The 21,496-nt window shown below is 68.5% G+C and carries 19 protein-coding genes; 10 read left to right on the forward strand and 9 right to left on the reverse strand.

The annotated features are described in order from the left end of the window. Nucleotides 1-58: 58 nt before the first annotated feature. Entirely contained in the window at nt 59-751 is a 693-nt protein-coding gene (locus WS66_RS33190; protein WP_059606017.1) for a TetR/AcrR family transcriptional regulator, read from the reverse strand. A 362-nt stretch (nt 752-1,113) separates the two neighbouring features. Here WS66_RS33190 and WS66_RS33200 point away from each other — a divergent pair, with 362 nt between their 5' ends. From WS66_RS33200 to cdd, 8 genes are all read left to right on the forward strand, one after another. Beyond that, nucleotides 1,114-2,394 (forward strand): Zn-dependent hydrolase, encoded by a 1,281-nt coding sequence (locus tag WS66_RS33200; RefSeq protein ID WP_059606020.1) that lies wholly within the window; start codon nt 1,114-1,116, stop codon nt 2,392-2,394. 129 nt (nt 2,395-2,523) lie between these two features. Continuing rightward, nucleotides 2,524-3,861, forward strand: coding sequence for an NAD(P)-dependent oxidoreductase (locus WS66_RS33205; RefSeq protein WP_059606023.1), 1,338 nt, complete (start codon nt 2,524-2,526; stop codon nt 3,859-3,861). A 90-nt stretch (nt 3,862-3,951) separates the two neighbouring features. Next, the gene (gene preA / locus WS66_RS33210; RefSeq protein ID WP_059606025.1) at nt 3,952-5,259 is read left to right on the forward strand and encodes an NAD-dependent dihydropyrimidine dehydrogenase subunit PreA; all 1,308 of its coding nucleotides are present in this window, start codon (nt 3,952-3,954) and stop codon (nt 5,257-5,259) included. 99 nt (nt 5,260-5,358) lie between these two features. Next, on the forward strand, nt 5,359-6,867 hold the full coding sequence (locus WS66_RS33215) for an NCS1 family nucleobase:cation symporter-1 (RefSeq protein ID WP_059606029.1): 1,509 nt from the start codon (nt 5,359-5,361) through the stop codon (nt 6,865-6,867). Nucleotides 6,868-6,913: 46 nt separating this feature from the next. Beyond that, nucleotides 6,914-8,371 carry a dihydropyrimidinase gene (hydA, locus tag WS66_RS33220; protein ID WP_059606032.1) on the forward strand — a complete coding sequence of 486 codons (1,458 nt, stop codon included), beginning with the start codon at nt 6,914-6,916 and terminating at the stop codon, nt 8,369-8,371. A 341-nt stretch (nt 8,372-8,712) separates the two neighbouring features. Continuing rightward, a complete protein-coding gene (locus tag WS66_RS33225; RefSeq protein WP_059606035.1) occupies nt 8,713-9,987 on the forward strand; it encodes a NupC/NupG family nucleoside CNT transporter in 1,275 nt (424 codons plus the stop codon). A 20-nt stretch (nt 9,988-10,007) separates the two neighbouring features. Next, the gene (gene deoA, locus WS66_RS33230) at nt 10,008-11,324 is read left to right on the forward strand and encodes a thymidine phosphorylase (RefSeq protein WP_059606037.1); all 1,317 of its coding nucleotides are present in this window, start codon (nt 10,008-10,010) and stop codon (nt 11,322-11,324) included. A 129-nt stretch (nt 11,325-11,453) separates the two neighbouring features. Further along, a complete protein-coding gene (gene cdd / locus WS66_RS33235; RefSeq protein WP_059606040.1) occupies nt 11,454-11,843 on the forward strand; it encodes a cytidine deaminase in 390 nt (129 codons plus the stop codon). A gap of 17 nt (nt 11,844-11,860) precedes the next feature. Here cdd and WS66_RS33240 read toward each other — a convergent pair whose 3' ends face one another. From WS66_RS33240 to WS66_RS34715, 5 genes are all read right to left on the reverse strand, one after another. Then, on the reverse strand, nt 11,861-12,976 hold the full coding sequence (locus WS66_RS33240; RefSeq protein WP_059606043.1) for an aromatic ring-hydroxylating oxygenase subunit alpha: 1,116 nt from the start codon (nt 12,974-12,976) through the stop codon (nt 11,861-11,863). 205 nt (nt 12,977-13,181) lie between these two features. Continuing rightward, nucleotides 13,182-13,925: a peptide-methionine (S)-S-oxide reductase MsrA gene (msrA, locus tag WS66_RS33245; protein ID WP_059606046.1), complete on the reverse strand. Its 744-nt coding sequence runs from the start codon at nt 13,923-13,925 to the stop codon at nt 13,182-13,184. 60 nt (nt 13,926-13,985) lie between these two features. Next, nucleotides 13,986-15,866, reverse strand: a complete 1,881-nt coding sequence (locus WS66_RS33250; RefSeq protein ID WP_059606049.1) for a cytochrome c biogenesis protein DipZ — start codon at nt 15,864-15,866, stop codon at nt 13,986-13,988. A 35-nt stretch (nt 15,867-15,901) separates the two neighbouring features. After that, nucleotides 15,902-16,435, reverse strand: a complete 534-nt coding sequence (msrB, locus tag WS66_RS33255) for a peptide-methionine (R)-S-oxide reductase MsrB (RefSeq protein WP_059606051.1) — start codon at nt 16,433-16,435, stop codon at nt 15,902-15,904. Between the two features lie 340 nt (nt 16,436-16,775). Beyond that, nucleotides 16,776-16,904: a hypothetical protein gene (locus WS66_RS34715; RefSeq protein WP_257792088.1), complete on the reverse strand. Its 129-nt coding sequence runs from the start codon at nt 16,902-16,904 to the stop codon at nt 16,776-16,778. 878 nt (nt 16,905-17,782) lie between these two features. Here WS66_RS34715 and WS66_RS34800 point away from each other — a divergent pair. Further along, nucleotides 17,783-18,040, forward strand: a complete 258-nt coding sequence (locus WS66_RS34800) for a hypothetical protein (protein ID WP_335672064.1) — start codon at nt 17,783-17,785, stop codon at nt 18,038-18,040. 121 nt (nt 18,041-18,161) lie between these two features. Here WS66_RS34800 and WS66_RS33265 read toward each other — a convergent pair whose 3' ends face one another. From WS66_RS33265 to WS66_RS33275, 3 genes are all read right to left on the reverse strand, one after another. Further along, nucleotides 18,162-19,304 (reverse strand): FAD binding domain-containing protein, encoded by a 1,143-nt coding sequence (locus WS66_RS33265; RefSeq protein WP_059606054.1) that lies wholly within the window; start codon nt 19,302-19,304, stop codon nt 18,162-18,164. Further along, nucleotides 19,301-19,525 (reverse strand): hypothetical protein, encoded by a 225-nt coding sequence (locus WS66_RS33270; protein WP_059606057.1) that lies wholly within the window; start codon nt 19,523-19,525, stop codon nt 19,301-19,303. Before WS66_RS33270 ends, WS66_RS33265 begins: the two co-directional genes overlap by 4 nt. Nucleotides 19,526-19,654: 129 nt before the next feature. Next, nucleotides 19,655-20,374, reverse strand: coding sequence for a TetR/AcrR family transcriptional regulator (locus WS66_RS33275; protein ID WP_059606062.1), 720 nt, complete (start codon nt 20,372-20,374; stop codon nt 19,655-19,657). 366 nt (nt 20,375-20,740) lie between these two features. Here WS66_RS33275 and WS66_RS33280 point away from each other — a divergent pair, with 366 nt between their 5' ends. Further along, the gene (locus WS66_RS33280) at nt 20,741-21,472 is read left to right on the forward strand and encodes a YoaK family protein (protein WP_059606064.1); all 732 of its coding nucleotides are present in this window, start codon (nt 20,741-20,743) and stop codon (nt 21,470-21,472) included. The last annotated feature ends 24 nt before the right edge of the window (nt 21,473-21,496 follow it).

Genomic DNA, 21,496 nt, shown 5'->3' on the forward strand with positions numbered 1-21,496 from the left:
CGGGCGGCGGGCATCGTGCCCGTCGCACGTTTCGCTTTCCGGTGCGCGCGCGATCGCGTTACGCGTTCGCCTCCGGCGACACGGCCCCGCACGCACGAATCACGAGCTGCACGACCTGCTCGGTCTTCTCGACGAACGCCTTCTGCGTGAACGCACGCTTGCCGCTCAGCGCGCGGATCTGCGCATCGAAATCCGCATAGTGCTGCGTCGTCGCCCAGATCAGGTACATCAACGCGTGTGCATCGATCGGCGCGAGCAGCCCGCGCGCGATCCAGCCCTCGATCACCTTCACGCGCGTGTCGAACCAGGGCTTCACGCGTTCCGACAGGATGTCCTGCATGTGCGCGGCACCGTGGATGATCTCGTTGGCCCACACTTTCGAGCCGAGCGGGCGTCGTCGCGACAGATCCATCTTCGCGCGCACGTAGCCGCCGATCGCTTCCACCGGATCGTCGCCGGCCTCGAACGAACCTGCCGCGCGATGCCAGTCCTCGAACAGGTCGTCGAGCACGCGACGGTACAGCGCAAGCTTCGTCGGGAAGTAGTAATGCAGGTTCGCCTTCGGCAGGCCCGCACGTTCGGCGATCATCGCCGTGCTCGCGCCGTCGAGCCCGCGCTCCGCGAACACGGCTTCCGCACAGGCCAGCAGATGCGCTTCGTTGGACTCGCGGATGTGCGCCTTGCGTCGCCGCAAGGGCGTGTTCGTTTCGTCGTCGCCGGTGGCTTCGGCGGCCGCTTCGTCATGTTTCATCGTTACCCTCGCGCGGCTTGCATGCCGCGTTGCGCTTCATTCTAGCCGCTGGTTCGCATCGAACGCACGTGCCCGCCCACATCGGCGCGCGTGATGCTGCAATGCGGTGGCACGTTTCTCGCTCGCTCGATTCACGCAAGAAAGACATTGCGCTGGGCATTTTGATCGTCTAAAACCTGTCCAATCGGACAGGATTTGATGATCGACGGAATGCAGTGCCGGCAATCCGCCGATCGGTCGGACGAATCACACGAACGATGCGCATCTGCACCTTGCCGGTGCGGGCTTGCCCCGACAGCGGCAATGCGTGCAACGGCGGCAACCGGAATGACAACATGACCGACCCCACAGGAGCGATACGAATGAACGCGGTATCGGAAACAGTGAAGCGGGCAGCATTCGACACGTCGATCAAGGTCGACGGCAAGCGGTTGTGGGACAGCCTGATGGAAGTCGCGAAGATCGGCGCGACGCCGAAGGGCGGCGTGTGCCGCCTCGCGCTGACCGATCTCGACAAGGCCGGACGCGACCTGATCGTCGGCTGGGCGAAAGCCGCCGGCTGCACGGTGACGGTCGATACGATGGGCAACGTGTTCATGCGCCGCGCGGGCCGCGTGGCCGACGCGGCGCCGGTCGTTACCGGCTCGCATGCAGATTCGCAGCCGACGGGCGGCCGCTTCGACGGCATCTACGGCGTGCTCGGCGGCCTCGAGGTGATTCGCAGTCTGAACGATCACGGCATCGAGACCGAGCATCCGGTCGAGGTCGTGATCTGGACCAACGAGGAAGGTTCGCGTTTCGCGCCGGCGATGGTCGCGTCGGGCGTGTTCGCGGGTGTGTTCCCGCTCGAGTACGGGCTGTCGCGCAAGGATGTCGACGGCAAGACGATCGGCGAGGAACTCGCGCGCATCGGCTACGCGGGCGACGTACCCTGCGGCGGCCGCAAGCTGCATGCGGCGTTCGAGCTGCATATCGAGCAGGGGCCGATTCTCGAGGCCGAGTGCAAGACGATCGGCGTCGTGACGGACGCGCAGGGGCAGCGCTGGTACGAGATCACGTTCACCGGCCAGGAAGCGCACGCGGGGCCGACGCCGATGCCGCGCCGCCGCGACGCGCTGCTCGGCGCATCGCGTGTGGTCGATCTCGTGAACCGGATCGGCCTCGATCACGCGCCGTTCGGCTGCGCGACGGTCGGGATGATGCAGGTTCACCCGAACTCGCGCAACGTGATTCCCGGCCGCGTGTTCTTCACCGTCGATTTCCGTCATCCGGACGACGCGGTGCTCGCGAAGATGGATGCTGCATTGCGCGAAGGTGTGGCGCGCATCGCGGGCGAGATCGGGCTCGAGACCGCGCTCGAGCAGATTTTCTACTACAAGCCCGTCGCGTTCGATCCGGCCTGCGTGGCGGCCGTGCGCGGCGCGGCCGATCGCTTCGGCTACTCACATCGCGACATCGTGTCGGGTGCGGGGCATGACGCGTGCTATCTGGCGCAGGTTGCGCCGACGTCGATGGTGTTCGTACCCTGCGTCGACGGCATCAGTCACAACGAGATCGAGGACGCGACGCCCGCATGGATCGAGGCCGGCGCGAACGTGCTGCTGCACGCGATGCTGTCGCGCGCATGCGAGCCGGCTTCATGACGGACCGGATCTAGCGCAGCCGGCAGGCCGCTCATCGCCTGACCGTGGCATTCCCAAGCAGGACCGCCCCGACTGTGCATTCGCAGCCGGCCGGGACGGCTTTGTCTCCACCCAGTCGAAGGAACGCGTATGACCACCAAGCCAACCGGCGATATCGCCGCGCATCGCCTGTCGTCCACGCAACTCTCGTGCGAATTCGCAGATATCGCGCCGCTGCTCGATCCGACTGCCGCCGCGGCCGCCGCCAGCCGCTGCCACTACTGCTACGACGCGCCGTGCGTGCAGGCCTGCCCGACGCAGATCGACATCCCGAGCTTCATTCGCAAGATCGGTAACGGCAACCTGAAGGGTGCCGCGAGCGACATCCTGTCTGCGAATCCGCTCGGCGGGATGTGCGCACGCGTTTGCCCGACCGAGATCCTGTGCGAAGGCGCGTGCGTGCGCAATCACCAGGATGCGCAGCCGGTCGCGATCGGCGCGCTGCAGCGGCACGCGACCGACTGGGCGATGGCGAGCGGCGCGGTGCGCTTTACGCGTGCGCCCGATACGGGGCGGCATGTCTCGGTGGTCGGCGCGGGGCCGGCCGGGCTCGCTTGCGCGCACCGGCTCGCGCTCGCCGGGCATCGCGTCACGCTGTTCGACGCGCGGCCGAAGGCGGGCGGCTTGAACGAATACGGGATCGCCGCGTACAAGACGGTCGACGATTTCGCGCAACGCGAAGTCGAGTGGTTGCTGTCGGTCGGTGGCATCGCGCTGCAGACGGGCGTTGCGCTCGGCCGCGACGTCACGCTCGACGCGCTGCGTGAGCAGCATGACGCGGTGTTTCTCGCGATGGGCCTGGGCGGCGTGCGCACGCTCGCGATCGACGGCGAGGAATTGAGCGGCGTGATGAACGCGGTCGACTTCATCGAGCAGGTGCGGCAGGCCGACGCGCTGGAGAACGTGCCGGTCGGGCGGCGCGTGGTCGTGATCGGCGGCGGCAATACGGCGATCGACGCGTCCGTGCAGAGCCGCAAGCTCGGCTCGGAGCGCGTGACGATGGTGTACCGGCGCGGGGTGGACGCGATGAGCGCGACCTGGGCCGAACGCGAGTTTGCGCAAAAGAGCGGCGTCACGCTCGTCACGCACGCGAAGCCGGTGCGTATCGCGGGCGCGGACGGGCATGTGACGGGTGTCGAATTCGAGGCCGCGTCGGGCGAGCGTTTCACCGTCGACGCGGACATGGTGCTGAAAGCGATCGGCCAGACGCTGGTGCCGGACGGTGTCGCGGCCGCGCTGCTGACGGCGGACGGCACGCGCATCGCGGTCGACGCGGACGGACGCACGGCGTTGCCCGACGTGTGGGCCGGCGGCGATTGCGCGGCGACGGACGGCATCGACCTCACGGTGCAGGCCGTGCAGGACGGCAAGCGCGCGGCGGCGGCGATCGACGCGGCGCTCGCGCGGCGCGCCGCCAAGGCCGCGTGAGCGCGGCATACGCAACGGCATCCCGCGCATCGCGTGCGTTGCGCGCGCCACGCGAATCACGATAGACGCCCCATTTTTACGGAGCCGAACATGGCCGACCTTCGCTGCACCATCGCAGGCATCACTTCGCCGAATCCGTTCTGGCTGGCCTCCGCGCCGCCGACCGACAAGGCGTACAACGTCAATCGCGCGTTCGAGGCGGGCTGGGGCGGCGTCGTCTGGAAGACGCTCGGGCTCGATCCGCACGTCGTCAACGTCAGCTCGCGCTACGGTGCGGTGCAGTGGAACGGCCAGCGGATCGCCGGGCTGAACAACATCGAGCTGATCACCGACCGGCCGCTCGACGTGAACCTGAAAGAGATCGCGCAGGTGAAGCGCGACTGGCCCGATCGCGCGCTGATCGTATCGCTGATGGTGCCGTGCAACGAGCGCGACTGGAAGTGGATCCTGCCGCTCGTCGAGGATACGGGCGCCGATGCGGTCGAGCTGAACTTCGGCTGTCCGCACGGGATGAGCGAGCGCGGGATGGGCGCGGCGGTCGGACAGGTGCCGGAATACGTCGAGATGGTCACGCGCTGGGTCAAGGAAGGCACGAAGTTGCCCTGCCTCGTGAAGCTCACGCCGAACATCAGCGACATCCGGATGGGCTCGCGTGCCGCCTACAAGGGCGGCGCGGACGGCGTGTCGCTGATCAACACGATCAACTCGATCGTCGCGGTGGACCTCGACCAGATGGCGCCGATGCCCACCGTCGACGGCAAGGGCACGCACGGCGGCTACTGCGGCCCGGCGGTCAAGCCGATCGCGCTGAACATGGTCGCGGAGATCGCGCGCGACCCGGAAACGCCGAATCTGCCGATCTCCGGCATCGGCGGGATTTCGTCGTGGCGCGACGCGGCCGAGTTCATGGTGCTCGGCGCCGGCAGCGTGCAGGTGTGCACCGCCGCGATGCATTACGGATTCCGGATCGTGTCGGACCTCGCCGACGGGTTGTCGAACTGGATGGACGAGAAGGGCTACGCGACCCTCGACGACGTGCGTGGCCGCGCGGTGCCGAACGTGACCGACTGGAAATATCTGAACCTGAAGTACGACATCAAGGCGCGTATCGACCAGGACCGCTGCATCCAGTGCGGGCTGTGCCATATCGCGTGCGAGGACACGTCGCACCAGGCGATCACGGCCGAGAAGGACGGCGTGCGGCACTTCGAGGTGGTGGACGCGGAGTGCGTCGGGTGCAATCTTTGCATGCATGTGTGTCCGGTCGAGCAATGCATCACGATGGAGCGGGTCGACGCGGGCGACTACGCGAACTGGACCACGCATCCGAACAACCCGGCGCGTGCCGACGCGGGTGCGAGCCCGGCGGAACCCGCGAAGCATGCGAAGGCGGCCTGACCGGCGGCCGGCGGCGCGGCATCGTCCGCACCGCTGCTTGTGTCCTGTTCTGCCGGCATCGCACGATGCCGGCGCTGACGTTTACGTGGAGCGCGTCCGATGAAACCAGCAGCGATTCCCGCCGATCCCGACAGCGCCGCGGCGCCGGCCGGCAGCCTGTACAACGACGACCTCGCGCCGACGACGGCGTCACAGCGCACGTGGCGCTGGTATCACTTCGCGGCGCTGTGGGTCGGGATGGTGATGAACATCGCGTCGTACATGCTTGCGGCCGGACTGATCCAGGAAGGCATGTCGCCGTGGCAGGCCGTGCTGACCGTTTTGTTCGGCAACCTGATCGTGCTCGTGCCGATGCTGCTGATCGGCCATGCGGGCGCGAAGCACGGGATTCCGTATGCGGTGCTCGTGCGCGCGTCGTTCGGCACGCAGGGCGCGAAGCTGCCCGCGCTGCTGCGCGCGATCGTCGCGTGCGGCTGGTACGGCATCCAGACCTGGCTTGGCGGCAGCGCGATCTATACGCTGCTGAACATCCTGACCGGCAACGCATTGCACGGCGCCGCGCTGCCGCTCATCGGCATCTCGTTCGGGCAACTTGCGTGCTTCCTCGTGTTCTGGGCGCTGCAGCTGTACTTCATCTGGCACGGCACCGATTCGATCCGCTGGCTCGAGAGCTGGTCCGCGCCGATCAAGGTCGTGATGTGCATCGCGCTCGTGTGGTGGGCGACGTCGCAGGCGGGCGGCTTCGGCACGATGTTGTCTGCGCCGTCGCAGTTCGTCGCGGGCGGCAAGAAGGCGGGACTCTTCTGGGCGACGTTCTGGCCGGGCCTGACCGCGATGGTCGGCTTCTGGGCGACGCTCGCGCTGAATATTCCCGACTTCACGCGCTTCGCGCATTCGCAGCGCGACCAGGTGATCGGGCAGTCGATCGGGCTGCCGCTGCCGATGGCGCTGCTGTCGGTGGTGTCGGTCGTGGTGACGTCGGCTACCGTCGTGATCTATGGCAACGCGATCTGGGATCCGATCGACCTGACGAGCCGGATGACGGGCATCGGGGTCGGCATCGCGCTCGTGATCCTCACGCTCGATACGATGTGCTGCAACCTTGCGGCGAACCTGGTCGGTCCTGCTTACGATTTCTCGAGCCTGTGGCCGAAGGCGATCTCGTACCGCACGGGCGGGCTGATCACCGCGACGCTCGCGATCGTGATGATGCCGTGGAAGATCCTCGCGACGACGGACGGTTACATCTTCACCTGGCTCGTCGGTTATTCGGCTTTGCTCGGGCCGGTCGCGGGCATCCTGATGGTCGACTACTTCCTGATTCGCGGCACGCGGCTCGATACGCGCGCGCTGTTCGACGAGCGCGGCGACTTCAGCTACGCGCGCGGCTGGAACCCGGCCGCGCTGGCGGCGCTCGCGATCGGCGTGCTGCCGAACCTGCCGGGCTTCCTGCACACCGCGTTCCCGGCGTCGTTCCCGAACGTGCCGGCGTTCTTCAACACGCTCTACACGTATGCGTGGTTCGTCGGCCTCGTGCTGGCGTCCGGCGTGTACGGTACCTGGATGAAGTGGCGCGCCGGACAGCGCGCGCAGATCGCGAGCGCGTGATGCGCGAACGCATGCGGCACCCGACAGTCAACGAGGAGGCAACCAAATGGCAATCCTGATTCGCGGCGGCACCGTGGTCGATGCGGACCGCACCTATCGCGCGGACGTACTGTGTGCCGACCCGCAGGACGGCGGCACGATCTTGCAGATCGCGGAGACGATCGACGCGCCGGCCGGCGCGACGGTGGTCGACGCGCACGACCAGTACGTGATGCCGGGCGGCATCGATCCGCATACGCACATGGAACTGCCGTTCATGGGCACGACGGCGAGCGACGACTTCTATTCGGGCACGGCCGCCGGGTTGTCGGGCGGCACGACCAGCATCATCGACTTCGTGATCCCGAGCCCGAAGCAGCCGCTGATGGACGCGTTCCACGAGTGGCGCGGCTGGGCCGAGAAGGCCGCGGCCGACTACGGCTTCCACGTGGCCGTCACGTGGTGGGACGAATCGGTGCACCGCGACATGGGCACGCTCGTGCGCGAGCACGGCGTGTCGAGCTTCAAGCACTTCATGGCGTACAAGAATGCGATCATGGCCGATGACGAGGTCCTCGTGAACAGTTTCTCGCGTTCGCTCGAACTCGGCGCGCTGCCGACGGTGCACGCGGAGAACGGCGAACTCGTGTTCCGGCTGCAGCAGGCGCTGCTCGCGCGCGGGATGACGGGGCCGGAGGCGCATCCGCTGTCGCGACCGCCGGAGGTGGAGGGCGAGGCAGCGAACCGCGCGATCCGCATCGCGCAGGTGCTCGGCGTGCCCGTGTATATCGTGCACGTGTCGGCGAAGGACGCGGTTGACGCGATCACGCGCGCGCGCAGCGAAGGGCTGCGCGTGTTCGGCGAGGTGCTGCCGGGACACCTGGTGATCGACGAGTCGGTGTATCGCGATCCGGACTGGACGCGTGCGGCCGCGCACGTGATGAGCCCGCCGTTCCGCTCGGCGGAGCATCGCGAGGCGCTGTGGCGCGGGCTGCAGGCGGGGCAGCTGCATACGACGGCGACCGATCACTGCGTGTTTTGCGCGTCGCAGAAGGCGATGGGCCGCGAGGACTTCACGAAGATCCCGAACGGCTGCGGCGGCGTCGAGGATCGCATGTCGGTGCTGTGGCATCACGGCGTGAATCATGGCCGCATCACGCCGAATGAATTCGTGCGGATCACGTCGACGAACGCCGCGCAGATCTTCAACCTGTATCCGCGCAAGGGGGCGGTGCAGGTCGGCGCCGACGCCGATCTGGTCGTGTGGGACCCGTCCGCGACGAAGACGATCTCGGTGAAGACCCATCACCAGCAGGTCGATTTCAACGTGTTCGAAGGGATGACGGTGCAGGGCGTCGCGACCCACACCCTCACGCGCGGTGCGCTCGCATGGGCCGACGGCGAGCTGCGTGCCATGCGCGGCGCGGGCCGCTATCTGAAGCGGCCACCCGCGGCCGGGTACTACGAGGCCGCGCGCATCGCGAACCGACTGCGCGAGCCACATCCGGTCGAACGCGCGGGCTGAGCGGCGTACTGCGTCCGTTGCGCGGGGCGTGTCTGTTCGAACGGCACGCCCCGCGCGCGTTCACGCGGCCGGTCACGTGCATCGCCGGCCCTACATCCTCTCGGCCCCCCGTCGATTCTCTCAATATATGGGACGAATCGGGCATCGTCACGTCCATCCGATTTCCAGGTACATAGAAGAACTGAGCAAATAGACGACGCAAGCGAGACCGCACGGAGCATGCCATTTTGATTGCGTTGTCGTCATGCATGACGGCGAGTAATATCCACCGACGGCGTTACACGGGCGTGCCGGGCCGCCTGCCGATCATTCAAATAAACATCGAGAGAAAGGAGTACGAGGTGGATATTCTGCGCAGTCTCCTGGGCATGCTGTTCCTGCTGCTGGTGGCCTATCTGCTGTCGAACAACCGGCGCGCCGTGAGCGGCCGGACCCTGATCGCCGCGCTGCTCACGCAGTTCGCGATCGGCGCGCTGGTGCTGTTCGTGCCGTCGGGCCGCGCGGCGCTCGCGGCGGCCGCGAACGGCGTCAATCGCGTGCTCGACATGGGCAATCACGGCATTGCGTTCGTATTCGGCGGGCTGGTCGACGCCCGGATGTTCCAGTTGTTCGGCGACGGTGGGTTCGTGTTCGGCCTGCGCGTGCTGCCGATGATCATCTTCGTCACCGCGCTGATCGCGGTGCTGTATTACGTGGGCGTGATGAAGTGGATCGTCGCGATCCTCGGCGCGGGGCTCGCGAAAGTGCTCGGCGTGAGCCGCATCGAGGCGTGCTCGGCCGTCGCGACGATCTTTCTCGGGCAGAGCGAAATGCCCGCACTCGTGAAGCCGTTCGTGCGGCACATGACGGGCGCCGAGATCTTCACGGTGATGGCGAGCGGCATGGCGTCGGTCGCGGGCTCGGTGCTGGTCGGCTACGCCGGTCTCGGCGTGAAGATGGAGTACCTGCTCGCTGCATCGTTCATGGCGGTGCCGGGCGGGCTGCTGTTCGGCAAGCTGCTGTTCCCGACCGTGGAGCCGAGCCGTGTCGTGGTCGACGGGCTCGATTTCGACGACAAGCGGGCCGCCAACGTGATCGAGGCAGCGGCGTCCGGCGCGTCGGTGGGCCTGCGGATCGCGATCAATGTCGGCGCGATGCTGATCGCGTTCGTGGGGCTCATCGCGCTGATGAACCTCATCGTCGGCGGCGTGGCCGCGTTCGCGGGCTTTCCGAAGGTGACGCTGCTGGGCATCATCGGCCACCTGTTCGCACCGCTGGCGTGGATCATCGGCGTGCCGTGGCACGACGCGGCGCTGGCCGGCAACTTCATCGGCGAGAAGCTGATCTTCAACGAGTTCGTCGCGTACGGCGACCTGTCGCCGTATCTGAAGGGCGGCGCGCACGTCGCGGCGGCCGGCCTGCAGGTGCTCGACCCGAAGACGCTCGCGATCGTGTCGTTCGCGCTGTGCGGCTTCGCGAACTTCTCGTCGATCGCCATTCTCGCGGGCGGCTTCAGCGCGGTCGCGCCGGAGCGCCGCTCGGAAGTCGCGCGGCATGGCTTGCGTGCGCTGACGGCCGCGACGTTGTCGAACCTGATGAGTGCCGCGATTGCCGGCCTGTTCTTTTCGCTGCACTGAGCGATCAAGGAGACGCAACGATGTTTCTGCCGCAGGAGTTCATTCGCCGCAAGCGCGACCGGCAGCCGCTCGATCGCGACGAGATTGCCGCGTTCGTGCGCGGCGTGACCGACGGCAGCGTGACCGAAGGCCAGGTGGCGGCGTTCGCGATGGCGGTGTACTTCAACGACCTGAGCACCGATGAGCGTGTCGCGCTGACGATCGCGCAGCGCGACTCGGGCGACGTGCTCGACTGGCGTGCGCTCGATCTCGGCGGACCGGTGATCGACAAGCATTCGACGGGGGGCGTCGGCGATGTCGTGTCGCTGATGCTCGGGCCGATGGTGGCCGCATGCGGCGGCTATGTGCCGATGATCTCGGGGCGCGGGCTCGGCCATACCGGCGGCACGCTCGACAAGCTCAGTGCGATCCCCGGCTACGACGTGACACCGGACACGGACACGTTTCGTCGTACGGTGCGTGACGTCGGCGTCGCGATCATCGGGCAGACCGCGCGGCTCGCGCCGGCGGACAAGCGCATCTATGCGATTCGCGATGTGACGGCGACCATCGAGTCGGTCGCGATGATCACCGCGTCGATCCTGTCGAAGAAGCTCGCGGCGGGGCTCGACGGGCTCGTGATGGACGTCAAGGTCGGCTCCGGCGCGTTCATGCCGACCGCCGAGAAGTCGGCCGAGCTGGCACGTAGCATCGTCGACGTCGGAAACGGCGCCGGCATGAAGACGACCGCGATCCTGACCGACATGAACCAGTCGCTCGCGCCGTGCGCGGGCAATGCACTCGAAGTCGCGTGTGCGATCGACTACCTGACGGGCAAGTCGCGACCGGCGCGCCTGCATGACGTCACGATGGCGCTGTCGGCGCAGTTGCTCGTCACCGGCGGGCTGGCGCGCGACGTCGCGCAGGCGCGCACGATGTTGCAGCAGGCGCTCGACTCGGGCGCGGCGGCGGAACGCTTCGCGCGAATGGTGGCGACGCTCGGCGGCCCCGTGGACCTGATCGAAGCGCCCGCGCATCATCTTGCGCGGGCGGATGTGATCGTGCCGGTTCCGTCGCCCGCGAGCGGCGTGGTGAAGCGGGTCGATTGCCGCGCGCTCGGGCTCGCGGTCGTCGCGCTCGGCGGCGGCCGCACGCGCGCGGAGGATGCGATCGACTACCGTGTCGGCCTGACGGCACTCGCGGAGATCGGGCAGCGTGTCGAAGCCGGCCAGCCGCTCGGCTATGTGCATGCCCGCGACGACGCGGCGGCCGCGCGTGCGGTGGACGAGGTGCGGCAAAGCTACGTGCTGGGCGAGACGGGCGAGGCGAACCCGACCATTTACGAGCAGATCGGCTGACCGTGCGCCGATGCCGGCACGGCGGAACGTGCCGGTATCGGTGCTCGCCTTACATGACGGGGGAGTATCGTGCCGGCCGGGATGCGTCGTGTCGATGCATCCCCGCCCACGACTGGAGGCACCATCGAGATGGAACGAGACGAACTGATCGAACAGGCCAAGATGGCACGCGAACGCGCGTATGCGCCGTATTCGCGCTTCAAGGTCGGCGCTGCGCTACAGGCGCGCGACGGAACGGTTTTTCACGGCTGCAACGTCGAGAACGCGTCGTACGGACTATGCAATTGCGCGGAACGCACGGCGATGTTCGCGGCGATCGCGGCCGGCTATCGTCCGGGGGACTTCACGCGGCTCGCGGTCGTCGGCGATACCGACGGCCCGATCGCGCCGTGCGGCGCGTGCCGTCAGGTGATCATCGAGATCGGCAAGCCCGACATCGAAGTGATCCTGGCCAACCTGAAAGGGGCCGTCGAGGTCACGACGGCCCGCGCGTTGCTGCCGCGCGCGTTCAGCCTGTAACGGACACGCTGCGCGCATCACGCGCCGTCACGCGCGTCCCGGATCGGGATCACGGTGCGCGCGCCGCACTGGCGCAGCAGGTCGCGCAGTTCGTTGATGACCGGAAACACCTCGTGGTTCCAGTCGGCGCCCTGCCGGTCGTGCGCTTCCTGCTCGCGCTCGACGATCCAGCGATCCTCGCGGAAGATCCGCTCGGTGAACCAGACGAGCAGCGGCCACGCGAGATCGAGCGCGAACGGGATGCCGGGCTTGTGGATCGACAGCAGTCCGAACGTGCGGTTGGTACGCTGTTCCGCATCGAGCGGCACGTAGACGATCCACAGGTCCATCACGAGTGTACCTTCGCTCGAGCGGATCTGCAGCGTCTGGTACGGGTAGCCGGTGCGGACCGTCATCACGCTCTTGTCGGCCTGGTCGCCGGGCTTCTTGCTCGAGCCGAACACGAGCGCCTCGCCGACCGGCTGCTTGCCTTCCATGCGCGCGAACGTGTAATCGACCTCGACCCAGTCGTCGCCGCGGCGCCGGCCGAGTGCGCGCGCCCGCATCTGCCCCATCTGCTTGCGATGCAGGAACTGATGGTTCATGTCCATCAGGTTCTCGTGCATGAACGAGTAGTGGCACTTGACCTCGCGGCCGAAGCGGCGCGTCTTGAATGCGCGGTCGTCCGCCGATTCGAGCGCGGGGAACGGGCGTTCGTCGGCGAGCGTCGCGTCGCCGGGGAACACGAAGATCAGTCCGTGCGCCTCGCGGCACGGGTACGCCCGCACGCCGTTGGGCAAACGCTCGCGGCCGAGGTAGGGCACGTCGACGCAACGGCCGCTGTCGCACGCATAGGTCCAGCCGTGGTAGCAGCAGCGCAGCGTTTCGCCGCTCACGACGCCCGCATGCAGCGGCACTTGGCGGTGCGCGCAACGATCTTCGAGCGCATACACGGCGCCGGATTCGGTGCGCACGAGGACGATCGGATCGCCGGCGAAGCGCACGCCGAGCGTCTTGCCGCGCTTCAGTTCGCGCGACCACGCGAGCGGATACCAATGATCGGGATGGATGGGCACGCGGCGCAGGTCGCGCACGACCGCGCCGGTGGACGGTTCTTCGAGGGTGCTGCTGTCAGACAAAGGCACTGCGCGCATGCGTGACGCCTCCTGGCTGGACGGAAGGTCCGGACGCCGCAACAAGCGGCGTGGCTTGGGAGAAGTCTACGCGAAGTTGCACCGCATGTCGGACGCGATGCGGGTTTGCACCGGCACGGCGGGCGCGGTTTGTTTGATGCGGCGCAACCGGGGCGCGGGCGGCGCGCGCGGCATGCGCGGCCGCCCGGCTGCGGCCGGTGGCCGGTCACGAGCGGGCATCGCGCCACAGCACCGGGTCGGCGCGGTACAGCGCCGGGAAGTAGTGTTTCAGGCCGGCGACCTTCGGCAGGTCGTTGAACGCGATGTATGGCGCATCGGGATGCAGTTCGAGGTAGTTCTGGTGATAGGCCTCGGCCGGGTAGAACCCCTTGTAGTCCTCGATACGCGTGACGACCGGCGCCGGAAACACGTGCGCGGTGCCGAGCTGCGCGATGTACGCGGTCGCGACCGCGCGTTGCTGCCCGGTGGTCGGGAAGATTGCCGACCGGTATTGCGACCCTTCGTCTGGGCCTTGCCGGTTGAGTTCGGTCGGATCGTGGGCGACCGAGAAGAATACCTGCAGCAGCCGGCCGTAGGTGATCTGCGTCGGGTCGTAGACGATGCGCACCGATTCCGCGTGCCCCGTCAGCCCGGACCCGACGAGTGCATAGTGCGCGGTTTCGGACGCGCCGCCCGCATAACCGGCCGTGACCTGCTTCACGCCCTTCACATGCTCGAACACGCCCTGCACGCCCCAGAAACAGCCGCCCGCGAGCACGGCCGTCTCGTCGTGCGATGCGCCGGGTGTTTCGTCGAGTGTCGGCGCGGGCACGGTGCGCATCGGCTCGGCAGAGTTGACGATGCGCTGGTAGCCGAACACGGCGGCGGCCGCGACGGCGAGGGTGCCGATGCGGCGCAGCATCGCTGCGCGCCGTCGCGGCGTGGAAGCGCGGGTGGGTGTCGGGTTCATGGTGGGCTCCTTCGGAATGCGTTGGGGAAGACGGCGGTCGGGTGTCGGCCTGGCATGCGTTCAACCGAACGTGAATGCGTACGCATCGACACCCGGATCGAGAAACTCGATCGCGAACGTGCGGTCGGCGATGGCGCCCGGCTGACGGACGAGTTGGTACAGGCGCTGCCCGGTGACCGTGCCGTAGCCCTGCGCGTCGACGTCGGTGCCGTGTGCGGCACCGGGCGCCGCGCCGTCGAGCGTCACGCGAAAGCGCACCGGCTTGCCGTTCGCACCCGGGCCGAGCACGAGGTGCAGGTCGCGCGCATGGAAGCGGTAGACGATCCTGCCGGACGGCGCGGCGAGCGACGCGCGCTCGGCGCCGACCTGCCAGGTGCCGGCGAGGCCCCAGTCGTTCAGGTCGGGGTGGGCGGGCGCGTCGTAGCGGTGTGCCGCGTCGCGCACCACGCCGCCCGGCGACGTGAAGTCGTCCGCGCGCGCATAGCCGACATAGGTTTCGGGCGAGCGGACGTCGGCGCTGTCGGCCGCCGCGAGCGCGCCTTTCGCGGGAGCGCCGGCGAGCCCGAGCGGCACGTTCAGCGCTTCCGGGTGACCGGCCTCGGCGAGCAGCGACTGGATCGCGCGTTCCGACTGCGCGTATTCGCCTTCGCCGAAGTGGTGGCGGCGCACGCGTCCCTGTGCGTCGACGAAGTAGTGCGCGGGCCAGTATTCGTTGCTGAACGCGCGCCAGATCGTGTAGTGGTTGTCGATCGCGACCGGGAAGTCGATGCCGAGGTCGTGGACGGCCTTTTTCACGTTGCCGATGTCGCGCTCGAACGCGAACTCCGGTGCGTGCACGCCGATCACGACGAGACCGTACGGCGCGTACTTGCGTGCCCAGGCCGTGGTGTACGGCAGCGTGCGCAGGCAGTTGATGCACGAGTAGGTCCAGAAGTCGACGAGCACGACCTTGCCGCGCAGGCCGGCCGCGGTCAGCGGCGGCGAATTCAGCCACTGCACGGCGCCGTCGAGCGACGGCAGCGTGCCTTCGACGGGCAGCGCGGCCGGCGCTTGCGGCGCGGGCGTGATCTCCGCCGCGCGCATCATCGCGCCGCTGGACTGCACGGCATCGGCCGTCGCGGCCATCATCGCGCCGCCTGAACCGTTCGAGGTGCGGTCTGCCGAGCCGTCTGCCGGCGAACCTGTCGCGGCGATCGCCGCCGGCGCGCCGTTCGAGCGCCCGCCGAGCCGGTCGACGAGCTTCGTCTCGAGGCCGCCCGTCGTGACGGTCGACAACTGCGCGAGCGCACCCGTATCGAGGCCGAGCGCGATCGCGCCGACGCCGGCCAGCAGCGCGGCGCCGATCCCGCGCTTGATCCATTCGCCCGCGCCGAGCGAGCGCTTCATCGCGGCGAACACCTTGCCGCCGATCACGAGCGCGACGCCGAGCGACGTCGCTGCGCCGGCCGCATACGCAACGAGCAGCAGCGTCGTGCCGACGCTCGCGCCGCGCAGCGCGGCGCCGGTCAGCACGAGCCCGAGGATCGGGCCGGCGCACGGCGCCCACAGCAGGCCGGTGGCGACGCCGAGCAGCAGCGACGACAGCGGGCCGGCCGGGCGGCCGTCGCGCTGCGCGAGGCCGGTGAGGCGGTTGCCTGCGGCTACGAGCGGGCGCGTCAGGTGTTCGGCGAGGCGCGGCATCAGCAGCGTCAGGCCGAATACCGCGAGCAGCACGATGGCAACCCACCGGCCGGCCTGGTTGGCCTGCGCGACCCAGCCCCCGCCGACGGCGGCAAGCGTCGCGACGACGGCGAACGTGAGCGCCATGCCGGCCAGCAGCGGCAGGCCGGTGCGCACGAACGGCTGGTCGGCGCGCGCGAACACGAACGGCAGCACGGGCAGGATGCACGGGCTCAGGATCGTGAGCACGCCGCCGAGATAGGCAAGGACGATGAGCAGCATGGTGCGTTCTCCAGTCGGTCGGGGATGGGGCCGGATCAGGCGGTGGCCGGGTGGAAGGCGAGCGCGAGCCCGTTCATGCAGTAGCGCAGGTGGGTGGGCGGCGGGCCGTCGTCGAACACGTGGCCGAGATGGCCGCCGCAGCGGCGGCAGTGCACCTCGGTGCGGACCATCCCGAACGACGTGTCGGCGTCGGTCGCGACCGCGTGGTCGAGCGGCTTCCAGAAGCTCGGCCAGCCCGTGTGGCTGTCGAACTTGGTGGCCGACGAGAACAGCGCGAGGCCGCAGCCCGCGCACGCGAACGTGCCGGGGCGGTGCTCGTCGTTCAGCGGGCTGCTGTATGGCCGCTCGGTGCCGGCGTCGCGCAGGATCGCGTACTGGGCGGGCGTGAGCCGGCGATGCCATTCGGCGTCGCTGAGGGTCACCTCGTATGGCGCGGCCATCTTCGGCGCAGCCGTCGACGTGGCGAACGCGCGGCTGACCAATGTGCGGCGGCCGGCCGACGACAGCGCCGCGAGCGTGGCGAGGCCGGTGGCGCCGGCGAACAGCAGCAGATGTCTGCGGGTGGGCATGATGGGCTCCTGGAAGCAGGTCCTGAAAACATGCGCCCATCGTAGTCAGCGGCCGGTGTCGAAGTCCTCACGGAAAGTTAAATGAATTGTGATGTTTGCCGGAGGAGGCGGCCGCGTCGACGGGATGGTGTCCGGCCAAGCGACGGCCGGCCAGGACTCGATAGTCGGCTGCGCCGAGTTCAGCCGTGACCATGAGCAAGAGGCGTCTCCAACTACGGCCATGCATCGAGTATGCGACTGCTTCCCGGTGTTCGCTGCGGCAGCAATCAGGCGGGATGAGTCCGGCGGCGGTGTGGCGCAGTCAGGTCCCGGTCGGTTGAAACTGCCGGAGGGTTCGCCGTCATAGGAGGCAAACGCGTTGCAAGGTCACTGTGCGCTGATACACGGTTTTATTGAGCCACGGCACGAACACGTACTCGTCGTATGCGTCGCAGCCGATCAGGATCCAGTGGGACAGGACGTTGGACATGATGGGCCTCCTTGATTTCGCTGGCGTCGTTGTGGCGGGGGCCTATGCATCGCGATCGGCATCCGTCGTGCTCACACCCGGTATACCGGGCGAGCCCGGCGCCTATTCCCGAGGCCGCGCGATGCGCTTCATGCGCCGGATGTCGCGCGTCGCCGGAATAAACGGGACCGCTCGGTGGTATGCCGATCAGGCAGCATCACTCAGCGCACGTTTCGACGGGGAGGTTTCGATGAACGACAAGCCCACGCAAACCCGTGACATCCTGCGCGGAGCGCGGCGCGTTCGCGAGGTTCCCGCGAACGCAGACGAGGCCTCGGCGTCGCCATCCTTCCGGGAACACGTCGACATGCGCCCGCCGTCGCACGACCGCGCACCGTATCCCGCGCAGCACGCGCACGATGCCGGGAAGCCGGCGTCCGCGCATGACGGGCTGCACAAGATAGCGCGGAGGCTGCAACTCGGCTCCGGCATCATGTTATGGATCTATATTTCCGTTCACATGGTCAATCATGCGCTCGGCATCTGGTCGGTCGACATTGCCGAGCGCGGCCTGCAGCTGGCGATCGGTGTCTGGCAAAGCCTGCCCGGAACGATCCTGCTGTACGGCGCGGCCGGCCTGCATTTCGCGCTGGCGCTCCGCACCGTCTACGGCCGCCGGCACTGGGCGCTGCCGCCGGCCGAATGGCTGCGTCTTTGGGCGGGACTCGGCCTGCCGCTGCTGTTGATCCGCCACGTCGTCGGCACACGCGTCGCAACGTCGTTCTACGGCTTCGAACCGAACTACGCACGGGTCGTCGTGGCGCTGCTGACGCGCGGCACGCAGGGCCTGCAGATCGCGCTGCTCGCGCCGGCGTGCGTTTTTCCGTCGCGCGAGGTTTGTGCTGCTGGGGGTGCTCGTACTATTGCCCGTGCTGTCGGCGGCCGGATTCGTGCAGATGACGCGGGCGGTGGTGCCGGGCAGTCTCGCCGTCGCGGCCCCCGACGCGACGCTGGTTGCCCATCGCGCCGCGCTCGACAGCTGGCGGCATCTTCTCGTCACCGGCTACCTGTCGCTGATCGTCGCTGCGTTCGCCGGCGGGCAGTGGCGAAACCGGTTCGCTGGCGGCGTTTCGCGCGGCGCGCCCCGGGAGCAGTAAGCGGGTGCGCGAACCTGCCGGGTCCGCGCCTGGCCGGCGATCCGCACGAGTCGGCTGCGTCTGCTCGAAGCTCGCGCGGCCGAACATGGCACGCGGCATCTCGACACCGGCCTGCCGCCGGTCACGCCCGTCCCATGATCCGCGTGCCGAGCGAGATGCCGAGTTCGGACAGCGAAGCGTTGTTCGCGAGCTGGGCGGCCTCCCAGCCCGACAGCGCGGCGTCGAATGTGCTTGCGTGCCTGCCGCCGCGCAGCGCTTCGGCGAGACCAACCGCGTTCTCCGCCGCCTTCGCGACACCGGCGGCCGTATGCGGTCGCACGAGGCAGGCCGCGTCGCCGAGCAGCACCGCGCGGCCGAACGCCATGCGCTCGACCGCGAGATCGAGGATCGCCTGCGCGAACGGCGCCTGGGTCGCCTCGACGAGCGCGGCGAGCGTTGGCGCGAGCAACCGGCGGCCGGTGTCCACGAGTTCGAGCCGGTTGTCGTCGCGCATTGCGCCGGGCGGCAGCGAGCCGTCGCGCTGCGTGCCGTCCTGCGCGAGAAACAGCGACGGCACGCGATCCTGCTCGAGCCGCCGGTACCAGACCCAGTTCACGCGCCGCTTGCCCGGCTCGATCGCACCGTCGCGGCCGGGCACGAGGTAGGTCAGGAACAGATGCGCGTTGCCTTGCTGGAACGTGAATCGATCGCGCAGCACCTGCAGCACCGTGTCGGGAAGCGTGTGCTCGTCGACGAGCCCGCGCCATGCGACGTAGCCCGCATACGCGGGCCGCGCGTCGGGCAGCAGCTGGGCGCGCACGGCCGAGCGGCCGCCGTCCGCGCCGACCAGCAGGTCGGCATGCTCGACGCGCCCGTCCGCGAAATGCGCGATCACGCGCGCGCCGTCCTGTTCGAACCGCTCGAACGATACGCCAGCGTGCACGACGCCGGCGGGCAGCGCGCGCTTCAGCGCGGTGTAGATCACGTTCCACGCGGTCTGCGTTTGCGGCATGTAAAGGCGCTGCACGATCCGGTCGTGCTCGTCGAGATAGATCCGGTCGACCGAATCGACGCCCGCATCGCGCGGCACCGGCACGCCGCCGAATGCGAACGCGCGCTCGATCGGCGGCTGCAGCACGATGCCGCCGCCGCGGCTGTCGAGGTCGTTGGGCGACTGTTCGAATACCTTGACGCGCCATCCGGCCGCGCGCAGCGCGGTCGCCGTGAACAGCCCGCCCACCGATCCGCCGATGACGATCGCCGAGGGGCCCGCAACGTCGCTCATGATTCCGCTCCCGCGATGATTCGTCGCGCGCGGCGAATCATCCATTCCCAATGCTTCAGGAAATCGACCGGCAACGCGTTCACGCGCTCCGGCTGTTCTTCGCGCGCCGTGCTGCGCTTGTCGTAGCCGGCGGCCGGCCCGCTGCCGGCGTCGATGTAGTGCGGGCGCCGATCGTTCGCGGTGACGGCGTGATGCGTGATCGAAGACGTGTCGGTGGTCATGTGACGGTCCCAGTGCGGTTCGGCCCGCAGGCGCCCGGACGCGGGCGCAAATGCCTTTCGAGGATAGGCGAAGCGACCGGCACACCGGATGAATTGTTCTGAATTTGTCGGGCGGCGCGCGGGGCCGCGCTACACGCGGCGGCGTCGCCGAGCGGCCGCGCCGGACGCGAGCTGCTTGAGCGTCGCGGGCGTGCCGTGGAGAAACGCGTCGACCAGCCGTTCGATTTCGGTGTCGAGATCGTCGGGCACTGGCAACCCGTACACCCACTTGCGAACGCCGAAATAGAAGATGCTCGCGTGCAGGCTCCAGACGAGCTCGATTTCCGCGTTGCGCTGGGCCTCCGTCGCCGGCGTGGCGATGTCGTATTCGTGGCGCAGTTCGCGCAGCACCGGCAGGAACACGCGTTCGCGCAGCCGCGACAGATAGCGCGTGTTGAAGCCCTCGCGGCTGAGCCCCGCGAAGATGAAGGTGCGGATCCATTCGCGCCGCAGGATGGTTTGCGCGTACGCGCGGTAGAACGCGACCAGCCGCTCCTGCAGCGGGACCGTGCGATCCGCGATCATTTTTTCCCAGTCCGGGTTCCACGTGTAGACCTCGTCGTACACGCGATCGATCAGCGCTTCCTTGCTCGGAAAGTACCGGTACAGCAGCGGCTGGGTGACGCCGATCTGCCGCGCCAGCTCGCGCGTGCTGCCGGAAAAGCCGTGCGTCGCGAAGTGCTCGATCGCCTTCTCGACGATTTGCCGCTCGCGCGCTTCCGGCGCGAGGCGCCGGCCCGGCGTGACGGCGTTGCCGTCGGCATCCGTCCCGCGCTCGCGGGCTGGCGTGCTGCGTTTTCTTTCGGTCATGCATCGGCTCCTGATCGCGTGCGCTCTTAAGCTATCGATCGAAAAATAACACGATCGGACCGCGAGAGCCGCTCCGGGCGTGCCTGCCGACGCGATGCGCGAACCGTTGCGCGCGTGCCTCGCGTCGCGTCGACCGCGCCGTCCGTCCGGGCGTCCGGGCAGCCAATTCAGGAAAATTCAGGCCCATCGCCATGACATTAAGACGCGCCTTAACTAGTCTTGCTTCCGAACAGCCGTTTGGACCGGACGCCAGTCGGCATCGCCGGGCCGTTCGGCACAACCGGAGCGGAACATGCGTGATCTGATCTCGCCGGACGCAGGCATCGCGTGCGCCGGCGCAACCTTCGCCATCCAGGAGGCCGGGGCATGCCGACGCAGCCGGTAACCGCGGCCGCGGCACCCGATCACGTGCGTGGCGAGGACGTCTTTCTTGCGTCGATCGCCGGCTACGTCGACACGCTCGGCTTCGTCGCGCTGTTCGGCCTGTTTACCGCGCACGTCACCGGCAACTTCATCCTGATCGGCTCGGGGCTGGCCGGCGTCGGGCAAGGGCTCGCGATCAAATGGCTCGCGTTTCCGGCCTTCATCGCCGGTATCGTCGGCGCGCGCGTGCTCGATCACCGGATGCGTTCGCTGGGCCACGGCCCGCGCGCGCGTTCGCTCTATGCGCTTCAGGCCGTGCTGCTGGCCGGGTTCATGCTGGCCGGCGTGATGGCGTCGCCGATCGCCGACGCCGATGCGCCGCGCACGATCCTGTGCGGTCTGCTCGGCGCCGCGGCAATGGGTGTCCAGAACGCGCACGGCCGGCTGACGGCCCGCTCGGTCGTCGCCAACACGGTGATGACGGGCAACGTCACGCAGGCGGTGATCGATGCGTTCGACTGGCTCGTGCCGCTTGCCGCGCCGGCCGAACGCGACGCCGCGCGCGCGCGACTGCGGCGCACGCTGCCGCCGGTCGCGGCCTTCGCGCTCGGTGCGGGCGCGGGGGCCGCGGCGTACGTATTCGCCGCCTTCTGGGCGCTGGCGCTGCCGCTCGCGACCTTGTGCTTCCTCGCCTACCGATCCGGCCGGCCCGACGACGGTCCGGCATCACGCTGAATCCGCGCGCGACGCACGGCAGCG

Source organism: Burkholderia sp. LA-2-3-30-S1-D2, assembly GCF_001523915.2.
Taxonomy (GTDB): Bacteria; Pseudomonadota; Gammaproteobacteria; order Burkholderiales; family Burkholderiaceae; genus Burkholderia; species Burkholderia diffusa.

Coding starts and splice junctions, on each gene's coding strand:
- WS66_RS33190 (WP_059606017.1), bottom strand. CDS start 751: ATGAAACATGACGAAGCGGCCGCCGAAGCCACCGGCGACGACGAAACG.
- WS66_RS33200 (WP_059606020.1), top strand. CDS start 1,114: ATGAACGCGGTATCGGAAACAGTGAAGCGGGCAGCATTCGACACGTCG.
- WS66_RS33205 (WP_059606023.1), top strand. CDS start 2,524: ATGACCACCAAGCCAACCGGCGATATCGCCGCGCATCGCCTGTCGTCC.
- preA (WP_059606025.1), top strand. CDS start 3,952: ATGGCCGACCTTCGCTGCACCATCGCAGGCATCACTTCGCCGAATCCG.
- WS66_RS33215 (WP_059606029.1), top strand. CDS start 5,359: ATGAAACCAGCAGCGATTCCCGCCGATCCCGACAGCGCCGCGGCGCCG.
- hydA (WP_059606032.1), top strand. CDS start 6,914: ATGGCAATCCTGATTCGCGGCGGCACCGTGGTCGATGCGGACCGCACC.
- deoA (WP_059606037.1), top strand. CDS start 10,008: ATGTTTCTGCCGCAGGAGTTCATTCGCCGCAAGCGCGACCGGCAGCCG.
- cdd (WP_059606040.1), top strand. CDS start 11,454: ATGGAACGAGACGAACTGATCGAACAGGCCAAGATGGCACGCGAACGC.
- WS66_RS33240 (WP_059606043.1), bottom strand. CDS start 12,976: ATGCGCGCAGTGCCTTTGTCTGACAGCAGCACCCTCGAAGAACCGTCC.
- msrA (WP_059606046.1), bottom strand. CDS start 13,925: ATGAACCCGACACCCACCCGCGCTTCCACGCCGCGACGGCGCGCAGCG.
- WS66_RS33250 (WP_059606049.1), bottom strand. CDS start 15,866: ATGCTGCTCATCGTCCTTGCCTATCTCGGCGGCGTGCTCACGATCCTG.
- msrB (WP_059606051.1), bottom strand. CDS start 16,435: ATGCCCACCCGCAGACATCTGCTGCTGTTCGCCGGCGCCACCGGCCTC.
- WS66_RS34715 (WP_257792088.1), bottom strand. CDS start 16,904: ATGTCCAACGTCCTGTCCCACTGGATCCTGATCGGCTGCGACGCATAC.
- WS66_RS33265 (WP_059606054.1), bottom strand. CDS start 19,304: ATGAGCGACGTTGCGGGCCCCTCGGCGATCGTCATCGGCGGATCGGTG.
- WS66_RS33270 (WP_059606057.1), bottom strand. CDS start 19,525: ATGACCACCGACACGTCTTCGATCACGCATCACGCCGTCACCGCGAAC.
- WS66_RS33275 (WP_059606062.1), bottom strand. CDS start 20,374: ATGACCGAAAGAAAACGCAGCACGCCAGCCCGCGAGCGCGGGACGGAT.
- WS66_RS33280 (WP_059606064.1), top strand. CDS start 20,741: ATGCCGACGCAGCCGGTAACCGCGGCCGCGGCACCCGATCACGTGCGT.